The following is a 22,151-nucleotide window of genomic DNA, read 5'->3' on the forward strand; positions in this document are numbered from 1 at the left end:
GATGAAAGGACGTATAAATGGTATATTATGTATATATTTTACAATGTAGTGATAATAGCCTGTATACAGGGATAACAACAGATTTGAAACGACGGGTTTCTGAACATAACTATTCAGAAAAAGGTGCAAAATATACTAAAATCAGAAGACCGGTAAGATTGGTATATAATGAAGAACATACAAACAGAAGCAGTGCTTCAAAGCGTGAATATGAAATAAAAAAATTATCACGGTCAGAAAAACTGAAAATTATAAAGAGGAGAGTAGATGAAATTTGAGTTAAAAGATGAGTATATAGAGTTGTATAAATTATTAAAAGTGTTAGATCTTGTAGACAGCGGCGCACAGGCAAAAATGATTGTAGCTGATGGATATGTGACCCGTAATGGAGAAGTTGAACTGCGTAAACGAGCCAAAATAAGAGCAGGCGATGTGTTGAGTGTAGGTGATGATGTAACTATAGAAGTTGTTTAAACTTCTATAGTATAAAAGAACTCAGTAGTCCGATAACTCCTCCAAATACGCCACCCCATACAACCAGCCAGTCAAGGTGCTCATGTATCATTTTTTGTACGATTTCTTTGACCATTTGAGGCGTCAGTTCACTCAGCCTTGCATCTACAACCCGTTCGATTGATTGTATCATATCGTCATTTAAGGATGAATGGCTAAGGTGGTGTTGCAGGGTGTCATTAAATGCTTTGGATGTGACTATTTTTATGACTGCTGATTTGAGTTTGTTTGTAAAAGGTTCTTTTAAAGTGCTCAAGGCTTTTTCTCCGCCGAACATCCCTAACATGCCGCCAAAAGAGGACTCCATTACTGTTTTGCTTAAAGCATCAAAAGCAGGTGTAAAATCTGTCTCTTCTATGATAGGTACAAGGTTTATTTTTTTTTCTTCATTGGCAAAAAACTTTTCCAGCTGTTCTTTTGTGAAAAATTCATTCATGATAAGATTTTTTATAGCACTTTTAAATGCTTCAAATCTCTCTACGATAACACCGGAACCATACAAAAAAGGTACTTTTTCAAAGAGCATGTGAATTGCCAACTGATTTGTCAAGGCACCAGAGAGTGCAAACAGACCTGCATATAATAAAGCTTCTTTGTATAAAGGCACTATAAAAGATATTCCAACAAGAAACAGCGCAGTGAGGTTTGTGATAAAACTTTTATGTAATTTCATACTATTGCTCCTTTTTAAATGTGAAATTATATACTAAAAGTGTATGATTATAAAAAATATTACATGGATGAGGGTATGAAACAAAAAACATATGAACTTTTTAAAAATGAAAGTCTAGATACGATAGTAAATGAAATTGAAAAAGAGCTCAAAACAAGAAATGAGTCACCATTTTGGAGTGATAAAGTGGCCCCTTTTCACGTGCAATTTTATCGGTACTGGTTCCTTTGCGGGACAATGATCTGTTGTTTACACCGGAAGGAGAGTATATAGAGACGTTGACTCCCGAAATTTTTCTTCGATGGAGTGATTTTTTGAGTTTGAAAACACTGGCTTTTACCCTTGCACACTCTAATGAGGCAAATAAATTAGTACGGACAAAACTTGAAGAGGAGAAATGTGAGCAGTACACACCGATAGACTTGAATGAGTTAGGGACATATTTAAGCAGGTATACGGTGAACTTGGAAAATGAAAGTCTGGACTTTCCAATAGCCAATTATAATCTGCACCAAGGGGTCAGTAATGTTATAAAATCATTACTCTGATTCGGATTTAGTAAAAAATAAGATAAAGAGCACCCCAGAGAAGAAAAATCAGCAATCCAAGCACTCCGAATGTTATCACAATTCGGAGTGTCAGAAAAAGAAGAAATTTTAAAACTGTTTTTAATCGACTCATTGCCTGTAGGATACTGTTTTGAGATGTAACCCTTTGGTTGCATACTCCATTCCACCCTTGAGGTTGATTACTTTATACCCAAACTCTTTTGCAAGCCACGGCGCGACTATGGAAGTTCTGCTGCCTGTATGGCAGATAAGGGCGAAAGGTTTTGTGGTGTCAACTTTTTTATGTAATTCATTTAAAAATTTTCTTACATCATAGTTTCCTCTTGCATCCCAAAACATGATAGGAATTGCACCTTTTAAAAGACCGGTCTCTTTCCATTCTCCCGGTGTTCTGATATCTACAATAGGAATATTTTGCTTGAGTAATTCTTGTGAAATATATTCATTTTTTACTTCTGCTGCTAAGGACAGAGCAAAGAGCATCAGCAGTAAAATTGCTTTTTTCATGGTATTTTCTCCAAATATTGTTCGAGTTCTTAGAAATCTCTTGTATAATTATACTCATAAATAAATAATAGGCTTACAATGGCAGCATCAAAAAAAGCAATCGAGAATGCAAACAGGCTTCGGTATATCCGAGCACTGGAAAGATTTAAAAAAAGTATTTTGTCCTACTTGCTAAACAGCGATGCCCTGGACCATGAAAAGTACAATAAAAAGATTGACAATGCGCTGAAACTGCTCAATCGGGTGGAAGAGGTGCAACTGTACAAGGGTGAACTGCAGGATCTGCAACAGCTCGTAAAAAAAATGATAGGCTATAAAGATTCTGATGAAGATATTGATAATATTAAAGAAGAACTGCTTTACAGTATAAACCAGTTGGAGAAAAGTAAAAATGCCAAACGGTATAAAAAAGACAAGCACTCTCACTCCAAATATGAGGAGTGGGAGTAAACAAAGAGCTTATTCTTCTCTTTGTGTTTGACTCAGCATAGTGTCAAGAAGTATAAAGAGTTCTTCTGATGCTTTTTCCATATCTTCGAAGTTGTGTAAAATATCCTGAGCATGTTCCAATACCTCTTCTTGCGCGTTTGTTTTATCAAGGAATGCAAGATTTTGTTTGCATTTTCATGGACAATATTATGAGGTTGTGCTATTTGCGGATAAGCCGAAGTATTGCTAAATCGTTCTTTTCCTTCATGATCATACCATTTTCCAAGATTACATTCATGAGAAGAGACTGCTTTGAGTACTTTTTTCAAAGAAATCAAAGAGTTATATGCTCGTGATTTATATAAAATATGATCTATTTTTGCCAGTACAATAAATATACTGTTTTCCATATAGTATGACTGGTCTACAATTTTTGTTGAGGAGTCACTCAGTTCAATGAGTGTCGTTTCAAACTCTTCTATTTTAGCGGTAGAGGCATCTACTGTCTCTTTCATCAGTTCAGAACTTGTCTGAATTTCGCTCATACCCTGCTGGAGTGATTTTATAGAGATGAAATTTCGCTTGTAGCCTTGTGCGTACGTTCTGCAAGTTTTCTGACTTCATCTGCTACAACTGCGAATCCTCGACCATGTTCACCTGCACGGGCTGCTTCTATGGCAGCATTAAGAGCTAAAAGATTTGTCTGATCGGCAATATCGGTAATAAGCTCGATAACTGATGTAATATTATTTGTTTGTGAAGCAAGTTCGTCTATATTTGAATGGTTTGTACCTACCTGTTCATTGAGTTCATGCAGCCCATTGACAACAGTGTTGATATTTGCCCGAGAGTCATTTGCAAGTTTTGCAGCAGAATCTGTAGCATGTGTTACTTCTTTGATTTTTTCTATATTTGTTTTTAAATCAGATTGAATAACGGTAAGAGATTCGGATACATTGACGCTTTTTACACTCAGTTTTGAGTTAAAAGAGTCTCTTTGTGCTTTTTGATACTGTTCACGCATAAAATCTATACTTTTACTGACATTTCTGATAGCAACCAGGAACTCTCCGTGCATTCCTTCAGTAGAGATAGGTTTGGAAAAGTCACCCTGGGAGGCATTTGTTATAGCAGTATTTACTTCATGAATCATATTTTCAGTGTGTTCTATAAGGATTTTGAGTGCTTTGCCCATAGCATCAAGTTCGGTGTCTCCCTGTGTTCTGATTTCATTCTTTTTGCTGAAATCACCATTGGAAGCAGTCTCTATCAGACATCTGAATCTGTTGATACCCGAAACTATGGAAGTTCTGATTTTTGTAGTGAGCAAAAATAATATAATGATAATAAGGAGACTTGAACCAAGTACAAATAATTTGTAAAATGTTATGGCGCTTCTCATGGCCTTCATATCTTTTATAAATTGTTCTTTTTTGTTTTTTACAAATGTTTTAAAATATTTTCGTGACTCAACAGCCAAAGGTGAAAGCTTTTGATGATATACGTGGTAAATGCCTTCTTTGTTGTTTTTAATATCATCAGTGCTTAAAGAATCTATATATTTGTAGGCTTCATTGATAAATTTCAGCGTTGAATATTTTGCCTTTTTCAGAAGTGCTTCGTTGGAACTGTTTTTGGAAACTTTTTCAAGTTTTTTGAAATTTTCTGCAATTGCACTGATATTTTCTCTGAGCTCTCTTTTGTCTTTTTCAATATCACCGCCGAGCATAACATCTCTGTCATTTCTGCTGATATAGTTCATTCTTTTTTCTATATCATAGATAGTCAGAGATGTGTCAATGGAACTCTCTTTTATCTCATTGAACTCTTTTTCTATGCTGTTAAGCGCATAATATGTAAATCCGGCTGCACCGACGAGAGATACAACAATAACTATTGTTAATAGCCACATCAGTTCTTTTATGCTTTTGTTTCTAAACATGAATATGTTCCTTATAAGTAAATCACAAGATTGTCACATAATAATATGTTATATATTATGACTGACTTAAAGCAAGGGCTTTTATGATAAATTTGTGACTTTTTTCAATAGTTTTTACTTTTTTTCCAGCTTGTGCTACAATTCCTTCACAATAGTAGTTTATAAAGGATTCTTTTTGTCGATAGCAGAGAAAGAAATTAAAAAATTTGAGCATGGTAACTGTGCTGAAAACAATGTATTTTACCAGGCGATGGAGGAGGTGATTTACTCGATTGCCCCGTTGCTTGAGTCTGATGAGAGATACAGCAGATTCGGAATTTTAGACAGATTGGTCGTTCCTGACAGGATTATAAAGTTTAAAGTGACCTGGCTGGATGACAATAATCAAATACAGGTAAATACAGGATACAGAGTACAGTTTAACAACGCACTCGGACCTTATAAAGGAGGACTCCGTTTTCATCCGAGTGTGAATGAAGGGATTTTGAAGTTTTTGGGTTTTGAGCAGATTTTGAAAAACTCACTGACGGGTTTACCTATAGGTGGTGCCAAAGGGGGGAGTGATTTTGATCCAAAAGGAAAAAGTGACTTTGAAGTTATGAAGTTTTGTACAGCCTTTATGACAGAGTTGCATAAATATATCGGGCCGCGCATAGATGTCCCTGCCGGTGACATTGGAGTCGGTGCCCGGGAAATCGGCTATCTCTTTGGAGAGTATAAAAAGATTACATCTTCATACGAAGGTGCTTTGACCGGAAAACCCTATTTTTTCGGAGGTTCTTTAATGCGTCCCGAAGCAACAGGCTACGGGGTGGTCTATTTTACACAGAGTATGCTTGAAATTGAAAACAAAGAACCGCTTGAGGGGAAAATATGCACAGTCAGCGGTGCGGGAAATGTTGCTTTACATGTAATCGAAAAGCTGCAGGAGATTGGTGCTGTTGTAGTGACATGTTCGGATTCTCACGGGACAGTGTATGATCCAAGAGGGATTGACCTGGCTCTGGTAAAAGAGTTAAAACTGAATCGAAGCAATTCTTTGGAAATGTATGTACAGACACATACAGAGGCAAAATATACGCCTGTATCAGAGTACCCTGAAGGGGAGCATGCTGTTTGGAATATTCCGTGTTATGCGGCCTTTCCGTGCGCTACGCAAAACGAACTCTTTGAAGCGGATGCGCAAAATCTTATAGAAAACGGCTGTGTGAGTGTTTCTGAGGGTGCAAATATGCCATCGACTCCAAATGCTATTGCTTTGCTGCAATCGCATAAAGTATGCTTTGCACCGGCTAAAGCGGCCAATGCAGGGGGTGTGGCTGTGAGTGAATTTGAGATGAGTCAAAATGCTTCTATGAGTAAATGGAGTTATGAAAAGGTAGATTTTAAATTAAAAGAGACGATGCAGATGATCTGTAAACGGGTGGCGCTTACGGCAAAAGACTATGGCGTAGAGGGGAATTATGTTGATGGTGCAAATATTGCAGGATTTAAAAAAGTAGCTGATGCTATGATAGCTGAAGGTATATAATAAAGGATTTCCAATTAAAAAAGTTCAATTAATTTTACTGGCTTTTGTTTTTATATTTGCCGGCACATTGAGTGCAAAGGTAAAATACTCAGAGTTTATAGATGCACAGTTACAGCTGGTGTATCAGATGAATGATGCAAATCTCTCCCAGGAGCAGATAGAAAATTTACTGCAAAAACAGGAGTACATGTATGATCAGGAACTCAATACTATCATCTCAAACAAACAGCAGTATATTGAGAATGTGCAGGATTTCAGCAAGGAAATATTTTCACTGAAAAAAATCATTGCGATTAACAGACGGCTGGGTAACGGATATGCCGTAATCAGAGATGAGGCACAGTTGAAGTCGTATGAAATTGTCAAAAATCAGAACATATTGATTAAAAATGTACTTTTGTCGTTGGATGTACCGAATATTCAGGATTTTGAAGAAAAATTAAATGTTTATACGGCACAGAATCAAGAAGCCCTGAGTAAAATTACAGCAAAAGACTATAAACATATTTTGGCACTCAAAGATCCTTCTCCCATCTTAAAAGCGGCAAAAAAAAATATAGAGGAATACTATGCGCTGCAGGAGATAAACAGTGATTTTATAGCCTTTTTATACAAAGCAGAGAATAAACTCTACCGACTGAACAAATATGTCAAATACCATATAATCAAGCCTGTTGTTTTTATTAACTCCTTTACGGTGGTGAAAGCTGTAGATGGGTTTTTAGAGTCGTACGGACTGAGTGTTGTGAAGCTTATTATTATCTTTTTGCTGATTTTGGTAATTTATGTTTTAAGAAAAGTTTTTTATATCGCATTGCAAAAACTGTTTCTTCAAATAGACTTTTTAAGCAGATACTCTGAACAGATTCTTGAGAAACTGCGTAAAAGTATAGAGATCCTCATCCTGATTATTAATGTAAACATGGTCATATATGTTTACAATAATTTCAGCTCCATAGAGGAAGTAAGTCGTATATTTAACATGATATACGGCTTTTATTTTACATATATTATTTATATTATTGTCAATACGGCAGCCATTATCAAGCTCAATACTTTTGAAAAAGAAAAATCAAATATAAAAAGCGAACTGATTAATGTCGGATTGAAAATTATCAATTTCTTTATTGTTATTATCGGTTTGCTGATTGTTCTGTATTTTGCCGGTGTTGACTTGACCGCTGTACTTTCTGGTCTTGGAATTGGTGGTTTTGCGGTTGCTTTTGCAGCAAAAGATACAATTTCAAACTTTTTTGGAACACTCTCTGTCCTTTTCAGCGATGTATTTTCACAAGGCGACTGGATAGAAGTTGACGGCAAAGAGGGTGTTGTTGTTGAAATCGGTTTGCGTGTGACAACACTAAGAACCTTTGATAATGCTCTTATTGCCATTCCAAACGGCACCTTTGCATCCAAAGATATAAAAAACTGGAACAAAAGAAAACTTGGACGCAGAATAAAGATGAAACTGGGTGTAAAATATGACTCCAAACAGGAAGATATTAAAAATGCCATCAAAGAAATCAGAGAAATGCTGCAAAATCATCCGAAAATTGCAACAAAAAATACAAAATATGAGCATGAGATTGAGTATGGACATATAGCAAAACTTGTTTCTAAAGATGATCTTGAAGGTGTCAAAAAGACACTGCTTGTGTATCTTGACGAGTTTGCAGATTCAAGCATTAACATACTTGTATACTGTTTTTCAAAATCAGTGGAGTGGGAAGAGTGGCTGAAGACGAAGCAGGATGTTATGGAAAAAATAATGATAATTTTTGAAAGAAACTCTTTAGAATTTGCCTTTCCGTCTCTCTCAATTTATAATGAAACAAAGGATGAACATGAATAAGGGTACGAAAAGAGCAGATATCAAACAGGGTGCTTCTGTTGCCATTGTTTTAAAGCAGGATCAGGAAAGCGGCTATTTAACAGACGGGATTGTCAGAGATATTCTTACAAAATCTGCAACACACCCTCACGGTATTAAAGTCCGTTTGATGAGTGGCGAAGTAGGACGGGTAAAGGAGATATATTGATTTTTCGAAACACGGACTTTAGTCCGGGCTGAGAGTGGCAAGACTATTGTAACAGCCGGCACTGAAGTACCGGTTCCGAGAAAGTATTGATTTGCTTAACTTAATGGCATTGACGGGGGATGTTTTATATCATTTTACTGATGTAGAGCCATCCCTGCCAAAGCGCAGCTGAGGAGATTCCGGCCGCAAAACCTGCAATAATATCATCTCCCATCACGCCGACGCCGCCTTTTGCTTCACGGTCTATTCTCCCTATAATAGAGGGTTTTGTTATATCAAAATATCGAAAAAGAACAAAAGAGAGAAGTGCCTGCACCAAAAACCCATTTTGAAGATCCGTTATCTCAGTGCTTGCAACACCGACAGCGGGTGCAACACTGAGTGCAAACCACATCCCGGCAAGTTCATCTATCACTATTCTTTGGTCATCATGATTGCCTGTTTCATCTTCATATTTGTTAATAACTTTAATGGCTATAATCGAAATAAGCAGTGCCGCCAAAAAAAGTGTAGTTGCATCAAAGTAGACAAGTATTGCCATACCAAGCGGCAGTGAAGCCAGTGTTCCCATAGTTCCGGGAGCTTTAGGAGAGAGTCCGCTGTAGCCTAAAGTGAGAAAAAACCAGTTCATTGTTTTCCTTATGTCAGTGATGTTGTTTGATAGAGTTTCATTAACTCAAGATAAAAATCTTTTTCTGTATGTTCTTCAAGCAAACCTTTTACCGGAAAAGTGTCATAATAGAGTTTTTCAAGATTTTTAAACCTGTTCGGAAAGAGTTTAGAAAGTAAAAATGATGAAATTTCTTTCCGTATAAGAACAGCAGGAGGTAAAAGTCCTGCCTCCAAAAGTGCCAAAATTGAGTCCGCATGGTAAGAGATCTGATGATGCTGTCCGTGAGGACAGGTATTTTTGCTCACAAGCGTTTTGCACTCATCACAGTACACATACTCACTTGCAACGGTAATCTCGATATCTATGCCTGTAACTTTGTCTATGATCGATTTGTTTGAATTACAGTCATAAAACATGCCCAAACCGGCATGATTACGGCCAATGGTCAGTCTGTCGCAGCCATAGTTTTTTGCGACAATTGCATCGACAATAATTTCATTGTAGCCTGCAAAGATATAGCTGTTTTCAAGAGGAATAATAATTACCCGGTTTTTAGGAAGAAAATTATTGATAAAATACTCTAATGCTTCTTTTCGTACTTCATACTTTAAATTTGCATTGTCATAAGGTTTGAGTAAAAATATAACAAGCAGATCGGTACTTTCAAGTGTTTGGCGAATCAGCCTTTCATGGGCACGGTGAAGCGGGTTGACTCCCATCATCAAAGAGGAGGTGTGTTTTGCTCCTATGAGTTCTTTTGCTTTTTGAATTTTTATTTTGTTTTTGTGTTTTGTTTTACTGAGAATGGTATAGTTTCCGCTAAGTGCCCAGGTGCCTATTCTTTTAATGGTGGCCATGACACCCGGATGGGTGAGGTCATCAGTGCCGTAAATATGCTTTACCCGTTCCTTGGGATTAATTTGAAAAGTTTCTTCGACACACAGCACAGCAAACTCTTTACCATTGCAGATAATAGTAACTTCTTCGCCCGGCTCCAAGGTAGGAATGATTTTTTCATTTTTTTTGCCCGAAGGAGCCAATATGAAAGGGAAGGGGAAAGACTGACCGTTTACAAGACCGGTTTGCAGGACTTCCTTGGATTCCTGTTCATTCATAAGTTTTGTTACAGGGGCCAAAAGGCCTTCTGCAACGAGTTCAAGAACAGAAGCAGCCTCTTTGTCTATATAAATTGTTTTATTTTTTCTTGATGATGTCATATTTTTTTCTTTTTTCCCATAAACTCTTGCGGCTTATCCCAAGTTTTTTTGACAATTCTGTATCCGGATATTTGTCTTGATAGTTTAAAACAATAAATTTGACATAATCTTCTATTGGCAGGATTTCTCCTTTGTCAAAAACATTGCTGTCACTTTTTATCTCTATAACAGGGTAGGCGACTTCCTCAATTTTATCGCTGCTGGCGATAATGGCTTTTTTCCCCTGTATCAGGTCACAAAAACGTTTTTTATCACTTTTTTTGAGTGCCTGATAATCAATGATATATATAATTGAATTTTGTGGCAGCGAAGCTATCTCATTTAATGCTTTTGAATCACTTAATGATAAAAAATGTATGGGAAGATTTTTCTTTTGGGCATATTCAAAGGCGAATGCATCCGCATATTTTTGAAAATTGGATGATACGAAAAGCGGCAACTCAATTTCATCCAAATTCTGTTCATGTTTTGTATTGGAAAATGTGTGTGCAAGATATTTTTCATAGGCTTCAGTGCGTTTTTTGAGTTTTTCATAATCCTGATAATGGTCAATTTTCCGTACAAGCTCTTCAATCATGAAAGGTTTGAGGATATAGTCCTTTGCCCCGGCACTCAGTGGTTTTGAAACCGTGTCATTGCTAATGTAGGAAACCATTAAAATAACGATAGAGTTCTTAAATGTTTCTATAAGCGGGTTAAAATCCTGTCCGTTGATGTTTGTCGAGAGTAAAACAACATCATAGTTGTTGCTCCCGATGGCATCTCTGGTGGATGTACACATTTCACATGTGTGACCAAGTTCACCTAGTTTTGTTGCAATACTCTGGGCTAAATACACTTCATTTTCTATAATTAATATCTTCATGTTATCCTATTATCTTCCAGTTAAAATATTTTAAATTTGCATTGGCAATGACTCCAACACCTTCACTTCTGCCTATAAAACCAAGTTTCTCTGTGGTTGTTGCTTTGACATTGACTCTTGCTTTGTCGATTTTGAGTATTTCTGCAATAGTTTTTCTCATTGCATCTTTATAGTTTGCAAGTCTTGGTTTTTGTGCGGCTATTGTAATGTCTGCATTGACAATTTCAAAACCGTAGTTATAGATTTTTGTCACGACTGTCCGTAACAGTTCTTTTGAATCTATACCTTTGTAGGCACTGTTGTTGTCCGGAAAAAGCATGCCTATATCACCCATGCCTGCAGCCCCTAAAAGGGCGTCTATAAGTGCGTGCAGAGCAACGTCTCCGTCACTGTGGGCTTTAAATCCGTAATCAGCATCTATCTCTACACCACCAAGAAACATTTTTCCTTTTTCGTCAAAAGCATGGACATCAAAACCGTTGCCGCTTAAAATGTCACTTGATGGTGCTTCGAGGCATGGAAGCCTGTTTAAATCATGGGTAAAAGTTATCTTGCAGGCATCTTCATCCCCTGCAACAAAGGTGCGGGTTCCTCCGTAGGCAACAATGGCACTGCTCTCATCTGTAAATTCAGTAGGTGTCTGCAGGGCTTTTTGAAGTATTTTAGTGCGGGAGAGTTGGGGTGTTTGGATTTTTTTGACTTTGTCTCTGTCTATTGTCGTATTTTCATATACTATGGTGTCTGTTACGGGTAAAAAAGGAACGATACAGTCAGCTTCTTCTTTTTGCGCAAGTATTCTTTGAAGCAAATCTTCGCTGATACAGGCTCTTGCTATATCACTGACAAGAACATATTCACTCTTTACATGTAGTAAGGCATTTTGCAAAGAGTCTTGTCTGGAACTGCCTCCTTTTACAAAAGAGTAATCGGCATAGTTTTGCATAAAGGCAATATCTTCTTCGGATGAAACAATAATAATTTTTGAAAAAAGCCCGCTGTGAGCAAACCTGTCTGCTACAAACTGCCATAAAGGTTTGTGCTGTATCCGCAACCACTGTTTTTTTACAGAGGTGTCAAAGCGACTAGAACTACCGGCTGACAATAGTACAAGCGTTAAATCAGACAAATAGTCTCCTACATATATAAAAGTGTTACGAAATTATACACATAGAAAGCTTTTTTTTATCTTGAATGTGTAAATTTGTCATTTTTATGTTCACATTTTTTGACTAAGCACTTACATAAATAATCTCATCAATTGTTTCACTTTATGTTAGATTAACTTTATTTGATTATATTTCCATCATATATAAAGAATGAAAATATAATATTGAGGAGTAACTTATGAGATCTTCATGGGTAAAAGAGCGAGAGGGTGATTCTGTAAGAACACAGATGCACTACGCAAAGAAAGGCATCATCACACAAGAAATGGAGTATGTTGCAAAAGTAGAAGATTTGTCTCCTGAACTGGTTCGTAGCGAGATAGCACGCGGTAGACTGATTATACCGGCAAATATAAATCATACTTCATTGGAACCAATGGCTATCGGAATTGCAAGTAAATGTAAAATAAATGCAAATATCGGTTCTTCTGCCATTGCCTCTGATGTACAGGGTGAAGTAGAAAAGATGGAGGTCTCTCAACACTATAAGGCAGATACAGCAATGGATCTCTCAACCGGCGGCGACCTGGATGAAATCAGAAAAGCTGTTATTGCTTCTTCAAAGATTCCTATCGGAACAGTGCCTATTTATCAGATTTTGCATGATGTCGGGAATAAAATCGAAGATTTGACTATAGAGGTTATGCTTGAAGTGCTGGAACGTCAGGCAAAACAAGGGGTTTCTTACTTTACAATTCATGCGGGTTTCCTGCTTGAGACTATGCCTAAAGTTGCAAAGCGTAAAATGGGTATTGTCTCTCGCGGGGGATCTTTAATGGCTGCCTGGATGATGCATTATCACAGAGAAAACCCTTTTTATACGGCATTTGATGATATTTTGGATATCTGCGCAAAGTATGATGTTTCTCTTTCATTAGGAGACTCTCTTCGTCCCGGTTGTCTGGCAGATGCGTCTGATGAAGCACAGCTTGGTGAACTCAAAGTGCTTGGAGATTTAACGCTTCGTGCCTGGGAAAAAGATGTACAGGTTATGATTGAAGGTCCGGGACATGTTCCAATCAACCAGATTGAGCGTAACATGAAGATACAAAGAGAACTCTGCCACGAAGCACCTTTTTATATCTTAGGTCCGTTGGTCACTGATATTGCAGCAGGATATGATCATATCTCTTCTGCAATCGGTGCGGCTGTCGGCGGATGGCACGGTGCGAGCATGCTTTGTTATGTAACACCAAAAGAGCACCTTGGTCTTCCAAATGCCGATGATGTCCGCGAGGGAATTATCGCTTATAAAATTGCGGCACATGCTGCTGATATCGCCCGTGGCCGTAAAGGTGCCCGTGATATTGATGATGCTATGAGCGATGCACGTTATACATTTGACTGGGAAAAACAGTTTGAATTGGCACTTGACAGCGAACGCGCTCGCGAATACCATGATGAAACACTGCCTCAGGATGTATTTAAAGAAGCAGAATTCTGTTCTATGTGCGGGCCTAAATTTTGTTCATACAAAATTACACAGGAAATTATGGACAACCCTGAAGGAATAGAAAGAATTATTCAAGACAACAAAGATAAAGAAGCGGCAGAGGCTGAAGCAGAAGCTTTAGTTTAAAGTCTGGCTTAATAAAGAAATTGATTTTAAACAAGACAATATTTATCTTATTTAGATATAGTACACTTTTAAAGCAAAAATTGTCAAAAAGTTTAAATAGTCGGAACTATCCTTTAGGGTCAATGCCAATAAGTTAAGCGACTCTTTGGGAACCCGCACTTTAGTGCGGGCTGAGAATGGCAAAAAAATTAAATAAATTAAAGGAAAACGAATGACTGAAGAAATTGTAAAATCGGCACTCTCAAAAGTTATGTATCCAGGATTTACCAAAGATATCGTAACATTTGGTTTTGTAAAAGATATAGCAATAAACGGAAATGATGTAAGTTTCACTGTTGAAATTACATCATCAGCTCCGGAAGTAGCACAACAAATTAAAGATGAAGCTACAGAAGCTTTAAAATCAGCAGGGGCAGAAAATGTTACTGTAAATATAAAAGCACCGCAAATGCCAAAAGAAAGTTCGTCTCAAGGCAAAAACATCGCACCGCAAATCAAAAACTTTTTGATGGTGAGTTCAGGTAAAGGCGGTGTCGGAAAATCAACTACTGCTGTAAATATTGCAATTGCACTTGCGCAACAAGGCAAAAAAGTAGGTCTTTTGGATGCTGACATTTATGGTCCGAATATCCCTCGTATGTTAGGTATTTCTGATCAAAAACCGGAAGTAACCGGAAATAAAGTGCTTCCGATGAAAGCATACGGTATTGAAGTTATGTCTATGGGCTCACTCATGGAAGAAGGGCAGTCGTTAATCTGGCGTGGTGCTATGATTATGAAAGCGATAGAGCAGTTCTTGCGTGATATTTTATGGTCAGAACTGGATGTTTTAGTGATTGATATGCCGCCGGGAACTGGTGATGCACAGCTTTCACTTGCACAGGCTGTGCCTGTAACTGCGGGTCTGACTGTAACAACACCACAGTCTGTTTCACTTGATGATTCACGCCGTTCACTTGATATGTTTAGAAAATTAAACATTCCTATAGCCGGAATTGTTGAAAATATGAGCGGATTTATTGCACCTGATACCGGTGTTGAGTATGATATTTTTGGAAAAGGCACATCTCAGCCAATGGCGGATGAGTTTGATACGAAAATAATTGCCGAAATCCCAATTGAGCCGGCTATCCGTACCGGTGGAGATGAAGGAAAACCAATTATTTTTGCAGACCCGTCATCAGAAACAGCAAAACGTTATATGAAAGCTGCTGAATCTATCTGGAGTACAATTGAAGAGATCAATGCAAACGGCGGAGTGGACAATCAGTCTGTTCAGCCGACAACACCACCGGGTGTAAGTGCATGTTCAACAGGTGCTGCTTCTGCACCTAAAGAGCAAAGCGGCGGCGGATGCGGCTGTAGCTAAAAACTTATAAACAAGCAACGCTTTTTGCGTTGCTTAAGCTTCCTCTATATCTGTTTATCGTAAGTGCTCATCCTCTGACATCTCCGGTTTATACTCAACAATTTTATTTCTTCCTGTCGTTTTTGCCACATACAAAGCAGTATCTGCGTATTTGATACATTTCCAAATAGTATCACCGTCTTTGGGAAACTTGGATATACCTATACTCATGGTTTTTTGTATGGTTTTTCCGTTGCCGACATCAAAAACAAGTTTTGAAAATTCAGAGTGAATTTTTGAAGCGATCATTTTTGTTCCTTCATCTGTGGCATTGTGCAGCAGGACAACAAACTCTTCTCCGCCGTATCGAATAGCCAGGTCTGATTCTCTGATACTGCTGCGGAGTACTTCTCCTATTTTGGCAATGACTTTGTCTCCTACATCATGCCCGTAGGTGTCATTGACTTTTTTAAAGAAATCAACATCAAGCATTAAAACACTGTATGTTGTATTGTCCCGTTTTGCCTGATTTGCAAAAGTGTCTATAAACTCTTCGAGAAATCTTCTGTTATAAAGTCCTGTCATTGCGTCTCTGAGAGAGGTGTCACGGAGTTTGGACATTAAAATTTTACTCTCTATAACCGGTTTAGCCGCTTCAAGATAGTTTTCAATACTTTTAATAAAACTATTGACTCTGTTTAATTCATTTTTTTCTTTGGTTGTAATAGAAATGACAAGGGAGTTTTCATCATTAATGGTAAAAGGAATACATATATACTCCAATCCTTCACAACTGCATTCTCGGCATAAATTGACAAATTCACTTGAGATTACTGCCGTATTTGTTCTGTGTGCTCTGCATAATGATGCATCTTCGTCCACTTTGTCATTGCAGACACTTTTGCCGTTGGAGATGTAAATAAGCTTTCTTGCAGCCTTGAGTGTATCTATTTCATAAAATGCAAAATGCGAAAGCTCATATTTATTACTCAGTACATCTACAATTCTTTGATAGACTATCTCTTTTGTAAGATCATGTTCAATCGTCTTTTTAAATTTATATATATCTGAGAGTTCTCCGATGATGGTTTTTGCCTCTTGAAGAGGATCACTTGAAGAGACACATCCCTGGGGAATAAATGTTGCAAGGTTGTATTTTATGTCGCCAAAGGTCTCTTGCATTTTTCTAAAGAGCGTATTAAGCTGATCGACAATGTTTTTGGCATCACCTTTCACTTTTGTGGTAAATTCATAGGAAAAGTCTCCCTTGTAGGCTTTTCTTATTCCTTTTTGCATATTGGAGAAAAGCTCCATATAGGGTGTTACATAATGGTTGATCAGCAGTAATACAATGACAATGAAAAGAAGATTTATTCCAAGTATTTTCAAAATGGTAAACATCCCTGCATTACGCATATCTGTAATGTCAAACTCCATACTGATGGCTCCGAGTGTATCTCCTCGCTGAACATTGTGACAGGAGAGACAGTTTGGACCGTTTGCAACTGTGGCTTTATAGGGAATAGTAATTCTAAGCATAGAGTTTTCAGTCGATTCTGAAATTTTTTGAACCATCTTTCCTGTTTTTAAAACTTCTTCATCAATCGCATCTCTTACTGTTTCACTGTTAAAGCCTTTTCCGTATTGTTTGATGACTTTATCAGATCGGACAATCCACAAGTTTTTTATTTTATCATTGTTGGAGCTGATTTGGTTGAGGAAATAACTTCTTTTGTCCATAATACCGTTGACCATATGTGCTGTCAACCCGTCTTTGACGATAGCTGCAGCCATTGTAGCTTTTTGTGTGGCATCTTTTATACTGTATTCCCTGAAATTTAAAGAGACATTTACGATAGTGGCCAGGCCAAGACCCAAAAGCATTAAAGCGACAAAGAGTAGGAGTTTTGATTTTGTTTGCATAGTGTTCACTTATAATAGGATTGTTTTTAATATATTAGCCAGAAACAAATTAATTTAAAGTGAAAAATGTTATTTTTGTCTATAAGTTACATTTTAGTGATAAAACAGAGGTTTTGAAGAACCAATGCAGAGCGGGCTGAGAGTGGCAAAAAAGTAACAACAGTCGGCACTGAAGTACCGATTCCGAGGAGTTACTATTTTTCGGAACCCATCCTTTAGGGTGGGCAAGCGTGGCAAAAAAGTTCAAAGAGTCGGCACTGAAGTACCGATTCCGGGAGTCACTATTTTTCGGAACCCGTACTTCAGTGCGGGCTTGCAGGCAGAGAAAGTACCGATTTCAAGAAATATCTATTCTACCGTAACACTTTTTGCAAGGTTTCTTGGCATATCAACATCATTTCCAAGACGAATCGAAATTTCTAAGGATAAGAGTTGTAAAACAACCATCATTTCAAAAAACTCCAGCATATAGTGTTCATGTTTTTTTGTCTGGATGAAGTCATCCGCCTTGTCAAATTCCAAAGGACTGATGGCACAGATAGTAGAATCTCTTGCACTCAGCTCCTCAGCATTGCTTTTTGATTTTTCATAAAGCATATGCTGCGGAAGCAGGGCAATGGTGAAGAGCTCCGGATCGGCCAGAGCAATAGGTCCGTGCTTCATCTCTCCGCTTGGATATCCTTCGGCATGCAGATAAGAGATCTCTTTGAGTTTTAAAGCACCCTCAAGGGCCAATGGAAAAAAGACATCCCTGCCGATAAAGAAAAAACCGTGTCCGTGCAAGTAGCGTTTTGACAACCGTTTGATGCGTTCATGCAGGGTATCACTGACTTTTACACTTGCAGGAATGCTGCGCAGATGGTGTATATGTTGTGCTATTGCAGCTTTGGTGAGTGTTTTTTTGCTTTGTGCTACATGTAAAGCAAGCATCCAAAAAACCGTGACCTGAGTTGCAAAGGCTTTTGTCGAAGCCACTCCTTTTTCAATGCCTGCCCGCGTGAGTATCGTTTTGTCGGCAATGCGGACCATGGAAGAGTTGTCAACATTACATATAACAAGCGTTTTTAATCCTGCTTTTTTGGCCATTTTGAGTGTCTCAAGTGTATCTGCAGTCTCACCGCTTTGTGATATAACAACAAAGAGTGTATCTTCACTCATGAGAGGTGAACGGTAGCGAAACTCTGAAGCAACTTCAACAGAAGTTTTTATTTTTGCATAGCGTTCAAACAGGTAGGAGGCTGTCAGGGCCGAATGGTATGAAGTACCGCAGGCACATAGTTTTATCTCGTTGATACCTTCGAAAAAATCCTTTCCCAGTTCATCAAAAATGATTGCATCATCACTCAAACGTCCTAAAAGCGTATCGGCAACAACAGAACTCTGTTCATATATCTCCTTTTCCATAAAAAAACGGTATCCCTCTTTTTGTGCGGAGAGTTTGTTGTTTGTAAGCTGTATGAAATGAGGTTCTTTTTTTTCACGGTTCTTGTCAAAAATAACAAGCTCATCATGTGTTGCATAGCCGTAATCACCGTCTTCAAAGTAATTGACTTCACCACACTGTCCGATAAGCGGTGTGTCCGAGGATGCAAAATATTTTTCATTTGCTTCGTTGATGCCTACAAGCATGGGAGAACCGTTTTTTGCAAAAAATATTTTATTTTTTTCTTCTTTCGTGACTAAAAGAATCGCATAGGCCCCTTTGAGTTCAAAAATTGTTTTTTCAAAGGCTTCAAAAGCATTTTTGGTATTTTTCAGGTTTTTTTCAAATTGATGTACAATCACTTCGGTATCTGTCTGGCTTAAAAAAATGCTACCTTCTTTGAGGAGTTCTTTTTTTAACTCCGCATAGTTTTCTATAATGCCGTTATGCACGACATAAGAGTGTATTCCGGTATGGGGATGGGCGTTGAGTTCTGTTGGTTTGCCGTGTGTTGCCCAGCGGGTATGTCCGATACCGACTGCAAATTTGTCGGTCACAAAATCTTTTGTTTTTTCTTCAAGGTTGACAAGTTTGCCTACGGATTTGAAATTGGAAAATTCTCCATTACTCAACACTGCAATCCCGGCAGAATCATAACCTCTGTATTCGAGCTCTTTCAAACCGTTTAATAAAATTTCTTTTGTATTTTTGTTTCCTATATATCCGACAATTCCGCACATGCAGACCCTTTATTTTGTATTTTCTGATAATAATTCATAGATTTTTTCAACATTATTACATATATTATTTTGTTTTTCCATTAAAAAACTGTCTCGGACTTTGTATTTGCTTGAGTGGATTTTTGCTGTGATGATATTGATATGCAGCTCTTCAAACTTGTGCATGACATAGGCCAAAAGCCCTATCTGGTTTGCCGTATGAATTGTCAGTTCGGCATGCGTCATTGAGTGTTCACAGTCAATGGCAATCTCTTCTCTTTTAATGTGAATTTTTTTGAGTTTGACCTCTTTACTCATGTCAAAAGCATTGTCAATGGTGTCTTGAATTTCAACGAGTACATTAGAGTCTACATTTTGTATAAACTCGATTTTAAAATATTTAATGTCGTCAAAGAGAGTGAAAATCTCCATCGAAGCAACATTGAGATGTGCCAGGGTAGCTAGAAGATAACCGATATTTAAAGGGATACGACGATAAATTTCTATACTCAAAGAGTTGATGTTTTTGACTCGAAAACTGTACTCTTTTGTCTCTTTTGCAATTTTGGCAATACTGATAATGTCCTGGGGTGCATGTTTAAAGAAAAAAAGATTGGATTCTATTGTTAAAACTTTTTTCTGCAACAGACTCGGCAGTTCTTTAAACTCGTCAAGATTTCTGACTCTTGCTTCTATGAGCAGTCTTTTTTTTGCATCGGTAATTCTTCCAGTGTTTTGGGCAATCTCAAGAGCACTTAAATACAAATCATGTAAAAGTTTTGCATTAAAAGCGTTGTAGATATCTCCGCCGACACCGCTGATATCGGCATAGGTGAGGATGTAAAGCAGTTGAAGGTTTTTGGCATCGCCCACTTTTGACATAAATTTATAGAGTGTTTTTTCATTGTGTATGTTTTCTTTGAAGGCTACACTGCTCATAAGAATATGCTGCCGAACAAGAGTGACCGCTCTTTTTGTCTGCTCTTCATTTAAATGAATATGTTTTGCAAACTGCACAACAAGTTTTGCGCCGACTTCACTGTGATCCTGTCTTCTTCCCTTGCCGCTGTCATGGAAAAATACGACAATTTTGAGAATCAGTTTTTCTTCTTCGCTCAGTGTATCAAAAAGATTTTGCAAAAAAGGCTCTGTAATGTTTTCCAGGGCTTGGACACATTTGATGGAATGAATATCAACAGGGTAGTGATGGTAGCCGTCAAACTGTGGCAGATGCATGACTTTTCGAAAATTCGGAAAAATTTTTGGAAGGATTCCCGCATCATAAAAAAGTTTTAAAAAGGAAGCTATATGGGCTTTTGTAAAGAGTTTTTTTATGAGAAAATAGGTTTTTTCACTCAGTGGATGGGAAACTTTTGCAACAGTAAACTGATGCAAAAAGCCGGCATCAAAACGGTAGTCTTTGTCTTCCAGGTCAAGAAGCAGTTGCAGTAAATCGGAAATTTTTTGCTGAGGCAGCTTGAAGGAAGCATAAAGCCTTGCATTGTACTGATAAAAACCTTTTTTGAGCCTGTTTCGTTTGAAAGATGCTATATGTTTGGCATCATAGATATACGGACGTACCATTTTTTTTACAAAAATCTGTGTGAAGTTATTGATACGCCATCCGGCTTCCAAAACTTTACCGGCAAGTTTTTTTTGGTCTTTGAAGCCTAATAGTTTACTCACTTGAGGAATATACTCAAGAAGCAGTCTGTCTTCTTGTTTGTTTGCTATGAGGTGCAGGGCGCTTCTGACTCTGTAGAGGAGTTCAAGGGCTATACGGAACTCTTTGTATTCTTCATCACTGAAAACAGTACCGCTGAGTTCTTTGATACTGTTAATGCCATAAATTGTTTTGGCTACCCAGTAGATGAGGTGGGCATCCCGTAAGCCTCCAACACTCTCTTTTATGTTTGGTTGCATAGAAGTCGGGTATTTTTTTCTTCTTTTTTGTGCTTCTTCTATTTTGGCAAGGAGAAACTCTTTTTGTTCATGCAGACGAATTTTGCCAAGTTCTCTCTGCGTTGCATGCCAGGTAAAGGGAGATCCTGTGATAAACCTGGATTCCATTAAAGAGGTTTTAATGGTTATATCCTGTATGCTTGCTTTAAAGAGGTCGTCAACCTCGTGGACTCTGTGTCCGAGTTTCATCCCTGCATCAAGGGCAAGATAAAACAGTTTTTCGATAATGAGTTCAGAGTTGTACCCTTCAACATCCTGGTAAACGATGAGCAGGTCAATATCACTGTGTACACAGAGCTGTTCTCTGCCATAACTTCCAAGGGCTATAATGGCTATGGGTATGGAACTGCGCATAGGCAGGTAGTTGCCAAAGGCTCGACGCAGGACAGTTTTATACATCAGTTCGATGATGGAGTCGAGTTTTTTTGTATGGCGGACAAGGAAGTCTTTGCCCTGGTTTTTTGTAAAAAGTTCCGGCAGGGACTCTTTATACTCTTTTATGTATTGTTTAAAAAGTTTGGACAGCTCAAAGTCTGAGCCTTTTTTTTCTAATACATTTTCTATTTCTAAAAGTAAATTCATAATTGATTATATTGAATTTTTGCTATAATTTATCTTTAAAATTTAAAAAAGCAAAAACAGCCGGCAATGGAACCTATTTTTGGAGGGTCAATGCCGTTAGGTTAAGAAAAAAAGTTCGATATTCTTTCGGAATCTAGGCCTTAGTTTTGAAAGACACAAAGCCCGCACTGAAGTACGGGTTCCGAAAAAGCCGCTTAACTTAATGGAACCCATCCTTTAGGGTGGGCTGAGAGCGGCAGTAAAAATAAAAAGGGAAAATAAAATGACAATTACAAAAAGCGTAACATTCATAGCAAAAGAGGGCTGTGAAGAAAAAATGAAAGAACTGCTGTCTGCAATGGTAGCACCGAGCAAGGCAGAAAAAGGCTGTATTTTTTATGAAATATTTCAATACAAAAACGATAAAAAAAGATTTATGGCAGTTGAGACCTGGGAAAATGAAGCTGCACTGAACGGGCATAAAGCCTCTGCCCATTATAAAGTATATAAATCTTCATACGAGCCATACTGTGAAGACAAATACACAGATGAATTAGAAGTGTTGGGCTAAA

At 37.8% G+C, this 22,151-nt stretch carries 20 protein-coding genes and 1 pseudogene; 10 read left to right on the forward strand and 11 right to left on the reverse strand.

Going from position 1 to position 22,151, the window contains the following annotated elements; genetic code table 11:
* The first annotated feature begins 17 nt into the window (after positions 1-17).
* Both MLC44_RS04550 and MLC44_RS04555 read left to right on the forward strand, forming a co-directional pair.
* Positions 18-278 carry a GIY-YIG nuclease family protein gene (locus tag MLC44_RS04550; protein ID WP_151900741.1) on the forward strand — a complete coding sequence of 87 codons (261 nt, stop codon included), beginning with the start codon at positions 18-20 and terminating at the stop codon, positions 276-278.
* Positions 268-474 (forward strand): RNA-binding S4 domain-containing protein, encoded by a 207-nt coding sequence (locus MLC44_RS04555; protein WP_151900740.1) that lies wholly within the window; start codon positions 268-270, stop codon positions 472-474. Before MLC44_RS04550 ends, MLC44_RS04555 begins: the two co-directional genes overlap by 11 nt.
* Before the next feature lie 4 nt (positions 475-478).
* Here the strand turns inward: MLC44_RS04555 and MLC44_RS04560 are convergent, their stop codons facing one another.
* Positions 479-1,186 (reverse strand): DUF445 domain-containing protein, encoded by a 708-nt coding sequence (locus tag MLC44_RS04560; RefSeq protein WP_434658638.1) that lies wholly within the window; start codon positions 1,184-1,186, stop codon positions 479-481.
* 314 nt (positions 1,187-1,500) lie between these two features.
* On the opposite strand from MLC44_RS04560, the gene MLC44_RS04565 reads away from it, so the two are divergent.
* Positions 1,501-1,734, forward strand: coding sequence for a hypothetical protein (locus MLC44_RS04565; RefSeq protein WP_434658639.1), 234 nt, complete (start codon positions 1,501-1,503; stop codon positions 1,732-1,734).
* Between the two features lie 129 nt (positions 1,735-1,863).
* Here MLC44_RS04565 and MLC44_RS04570 read toward each other — a convergent pair whose 3' ends face one another.
* Positions 1,864-2,262 (reverse strand): rhodanese-like domain-containing protein, encoded by a 399-nt coding sequence (locus MLC44_RS04570; RefSeq protein ID WP_151900737.1) that lies wholly within the window; start codon positions 2,260-2,262, stop codon positions 1,864-1,866.
* Positions 2,263-2,340: 78 nt separating this feature from the next.
* Between MLC44_RS04570 and MLC44_RS04575 the strand changes: the two genes are divergently transcribed.
* Entirely contained in the window at positions 2,341-2,712 is a 372-nt protein-coding gene (locus MLC44_RS04575; RefSeq protein ID WP_151900736.1) for a hypothetical protein, read from the forward strand.
* A 32-nt stretch (positions 2,713-2,744) separates the two neighbouring features.
* Here MLC44_RS04575 and MLC44_RS04580 read toward each other — a convergent pair whose 3' ends face one another.
* Both MLC44_RS04580 and MLC44_RS04585 read right to left on the reverse strand, forming a co-directional pair.
* Entirely contained in the window at positions 2,745-3,236 is a 492-nt protein-coding gene (locus MLC44_RS04580) for a CZB domain-containing protein (protein ID WP_434658640.1), read from the reverse strand.
* 46 nt (positions 3,237-3,282) lie between these two features.
* Positions 3,283-4,633, reverse strand: a pseudogene (locus tag MLC44_RS04585) (methyl-accepting chemotaxis protein); the annotation flags it as partial.
* Between the two features lie 181 nt (positions 4,634-4,814).
* On the opposite strand from MLC44_RS04585, the gene gdhA reads away from it, so the two are divergent.
* The 3 genes from gdhA (at position 4,815) to MLC44_RS04600 (ending at position 8,203) form a co-directional block, all read left to right on the forward strand.
* Entirely contained in the window at positions 4,815-6,164 is a 1,350-nt protein-coding gene (gene gdhA / locus MLC44_RS04590) for an NADP-specific glutamate dehydrogenase (RefSeq protein ID WP_434581621.1), read from the forward strand.
* A 67-nt stretch (positions 6,165-6,231) separates the two neighbouring features.
* The gene (locus tag MLC44_RS04595; RefSeq protein WP_434581378.1) at positions 6,232-8,016 is read left to right on the forward strand and encodes a mechanosensitive ion channel family protein; all 1,785 of its coding nucleotides are present in this window, start codon (positions 6,232-6,234) and stop codon (positions 8,014-8,016) included.
* Positions 8,009-8,203 carry a YwbE family protein gene (locus MLC44_RS04600; protein ID WP_151900733.1) on the forward strand — a complete coding sequence of 65 codons (195 nt, stop codon included), beginning with the start codon at positions 8,009-8,011 and terminating at the stop codon, positions 8,201-8,203. The genes MLC44_RS04595 and MLC44_RS04600 overlap by 8 nt, the downstream gene beginning before the upstream one ends.
* Before the next feature lie 124 nt (positions 8,204-8,327).
* Here MLC44_RS04600 and MLC44_RS04605 read toward each other — a convergent pair whose 3' ends face one another.
* From MLC44_RS04605 to MLC44_RS04620, 4 genes are read right to left on the reverse strand one after another with little or no spacing between them, the layout of a single operon-like run.
* Positions 8,328-8,834, reverse strand: coding sequence for a phosphatidylglycerophosphatase A family protein (locus MLC44_RS04605; RefSeq protein WP_151900732.1), 507 nt, complete (start codon positions 8,832-8,834; stop codon positions 8,328-8,330).
* Positions 8,835-8,842: 8 nt separating this feature from the next.
* Entirely contained in the window at positions 8,843-10,033 is a 1,191-nt protein-coding gene (locus MLC44_RS04610; RefSeq protein ID WP_346388519.1) for a sulfate adenylyltransferase, read from the reverse strand.
* A complete protein-coding gene (locus MLC44_RS04615; protein WP_151900730.1) occupies positions 10,011-10,898 on the reverse strand; it encodes a response regulator in 888 nt (295 codons plus the stop codon). Before MLC44_RS04615 ends, MLC44_RS04610 begins: the two co-directional genes overlap by 23 nt.
* 1 nt (position 10,899) lies before the next feature.
* Positions 10,900-12,024 carry a bifunctional 2-C-methyl-D-erythritol 4-phosphate cytidylyltransferase/2-C-methyl-D-erythritol 2,4-cyclodiphosphate synthase gene (locus tag MLC44_RS04620; RefSeq protein ID WP_346388520.1) on the reverse strand — a complete coding sequence of 375 codons (1,125 nt, stop codon included), beginning with the start codon at positions 12,022-12,024 and terminating at the stop codon, positions 10,900-10,902.
* A 218-nt stretch (positions 12,025-12,242) separates the two neighbouring features.
* Here MLC44_RS04620 and thiC point away from each other — a divergent pair, with 218 nt between their 5' ends.
* Both thiC and MLC44_RS04630 read left to right on the forward strand, forming a co-directional pair.
* Complete coding sequence (thiC, locus tag MLC44_RS04625; protein WP_434658641.1) at positions 12,243-13,643, forward strand: phosphomethylpyrimidine synthase ThiC; 1,401 nt, start codon at positions 12,243-12,245, stop codon at positions 13,641-13,643.
* 211 nt (positions 13,644-13,854) lie between these two features.
* The gene (locus MLC44_RS04630) at positions 13,855-15,012 is read left to right on the forward strand and encodes an Mrp/NBP35 family ATP-binding protein (protein WP_151900727.1); all 1,158 of its coding nucleotides are present in this window, start codon (positions 13,855-13,857) and stop codon (positions 15,010-15,012) included.
* A gap of 54 nt (positions 15,013-15,066) precedes the next feature.
* Here MLC44_RS04630 and MLC44_RS04635 read toward each other — a convergent pair whose 3' ends face one another.
* The 3 genes from MLC44_RS04635 to MLC44_RS04645 all read right to left on the reverse strand — a co-directional run bounded on the left by MLC44_RS04635 (position 15,067) and on the right by MLC44_RS04645 (position 21,600).
* A complete protein-coding gene (locus MLC44_RS04635) occupies positions 15,067-16,914 on the reverse strand; it encodes a GGDEF domain-containing protein (RefSeq protein WP_346388523.1) in 1,848 nt (615 codons plus the stop codon).
* Positions 16,915-17,262: 348 nt separating this feature from the next.
* Positions 17,263-19,077 (reverse strand): glutamine--fructose-6-phosphate transaminase (isomerizing), encoded by a 1,815-nt coding sequence (gene glmS / locus MLC44_RS04640; protein WP_434637923.1) that lies wholly within the window; start codon positions 19,075-19,077, stop codon positions 17,263-17,265.
* Between the two features lie 9 nt (positions 19,078-19,086).
* The gene (locus MLC44_RS04645) at positions 19,087-21,600 is read right to left on the reverse strand and encodes an HD domain-containing protein (RefSeq protein ID WP_434658643.1); all 2,514 of its coding nucleotides are present in this window, start codon (positions 21,598-21,600) and stop codon (positions 19,087-19,089) included.
* Between the two features lie 262 nt (positions 21,601-21,862).
* Here MLC44_RS04645 and MLC44_RS04650 point away from each other — a divergent pair, with 262 nt between their 5' ends.
* On the forward strand, positions 21,863-22,150 hold the full coding sequence (locus MLC44_RS04650) for a putative quinol monooxygenase (protein ID WP_151900724.1): 288 nt from the start codon (positions 21,863-21,865) through the stop codon (positions 22,148-22,150).
* Position 22,151 lies beyond the last annotated feature (1 nt).

Origin of the sequence: Sulfurimonas sp. NW9 (assembly GCF_051132275.1) — a bacterium.
Classification (GTDB): Bacteria; Campylobacterota; Campylobacteria; order Campylobacterales; family Sulfurimonadaceae; genus Sulfurimonas; species Sulfurimonas hydrogeniphila.

Bases quoted from the DNA above. Each gene is read 5' to 3' on its own strand.
- MLC44_RS04550 (WP_151900741.1), top strand. From the start codon at position 18: ATGGTATATTATGTATATATTTTACAATGTAGTGATAATAGCCTGTAT.
- MLC44_RS04555 (WP_151900740.1), top strand. From the start codon at position 268: ATGAAATTTGAGTTAAAAGATGAGTATATAGAGTTGTATAAATTATTA.
- MLC44_RS04560 (WP_434658638.1), bottom strand. From the start codon at position 1,186: ATGAAATTACATAAAAGTTTTATCACAAACCTCACTGCGCTGTTTCTT.
- MLC44_RS04570 (WP_151900737.1), bottom strand. From the start codon at position 2,262: ATGAAAAAAGCAATTTTACTGCTGATGCTCTTTGCTCTGTCCTTAGCA.
- MLC44_RS04575 (WP_151900736.1), top strand. From the start codon at position 2,341: ATGGCAGCATCAAAAAAAGCAATCGAGAATGCAAACAGGCTTCGGTAT.
- MLC44_RS04580 (WP_434658640.1), bottom strand. From the start codon at position 3,236: ATGAGCGAAATTCAGACAAGTTCTGAACTGATGAAAGAGACAGTAGAT.
- MLC44_RS04600 (WP_151900733.1), top strand. From the start codon at position 8,009: ATGAATAAGGGTACGAAAAGAGCAGATATCAAACAGGGTGCTTCTGTT.
- MLC44_RS04605 (WP_151900732.1), bottom strand. From the start codon at position 8,834: ATGAACTGGTTTTTTCTCACTTTAGGCTACAGCGGACTCTCTCCTAAA.
- MLC44_RS04610 (WP_346388519.1), bottom strand. From the start codon at position 10,033: ATGACATCATCAAGAAAAAATAAAACAATTTATATAGACAAAGAGGCT.
- MLC44_RS04615 (WP_151900730.1), bottom strand. From the start codon at position 10,898: ATGAAGATATTAATTATAGAAAATGAAGTGTATTTAGCCCAGAGTATT.
- thiC (WP_434658641.1), top strand. From the start codon at position 12,243: ATGAGATCTTCATGGGTAAAAGAGCGAGAGGGTGATTCTGTAAGAACA.
- MLC44_RS04630 (WP_151900727.1), top strand. From the start codon at position 13,855: ATGACTGAAGAAATTGTAAAATCGGCACTCTCAAAAGTTATGTATCCA.
- MLC44_RS04635 (WP_346388523.1), bottom strand. From the start codon at position 16,914: ATGCAAACAAAATCAAAACTCCTACTCTTTGTCGCTTTAATGCTTTTG.
- glmS (WP_434637923.1), bottom strand. From the start codon at position 19,077: ATGTGCGGAATTGTCGGATATATAGGAAACAAAAATACAAAAGAAATT.
- MLC44_RS04645 (WP_434658643.1), bottom strand. From the start codon at position 21,600: ATGAATTTACTTTTAGAAATAGAAAATGTATTAGAAAAAAAAGGCTCA.
- MLC44_RS04650 (WP_151900724.1), top strand. From the start codon at position 21,863: ATGACAATTACAAAAAGCGTAACATTCATAGCAAAAGAGGGCTGTGAA.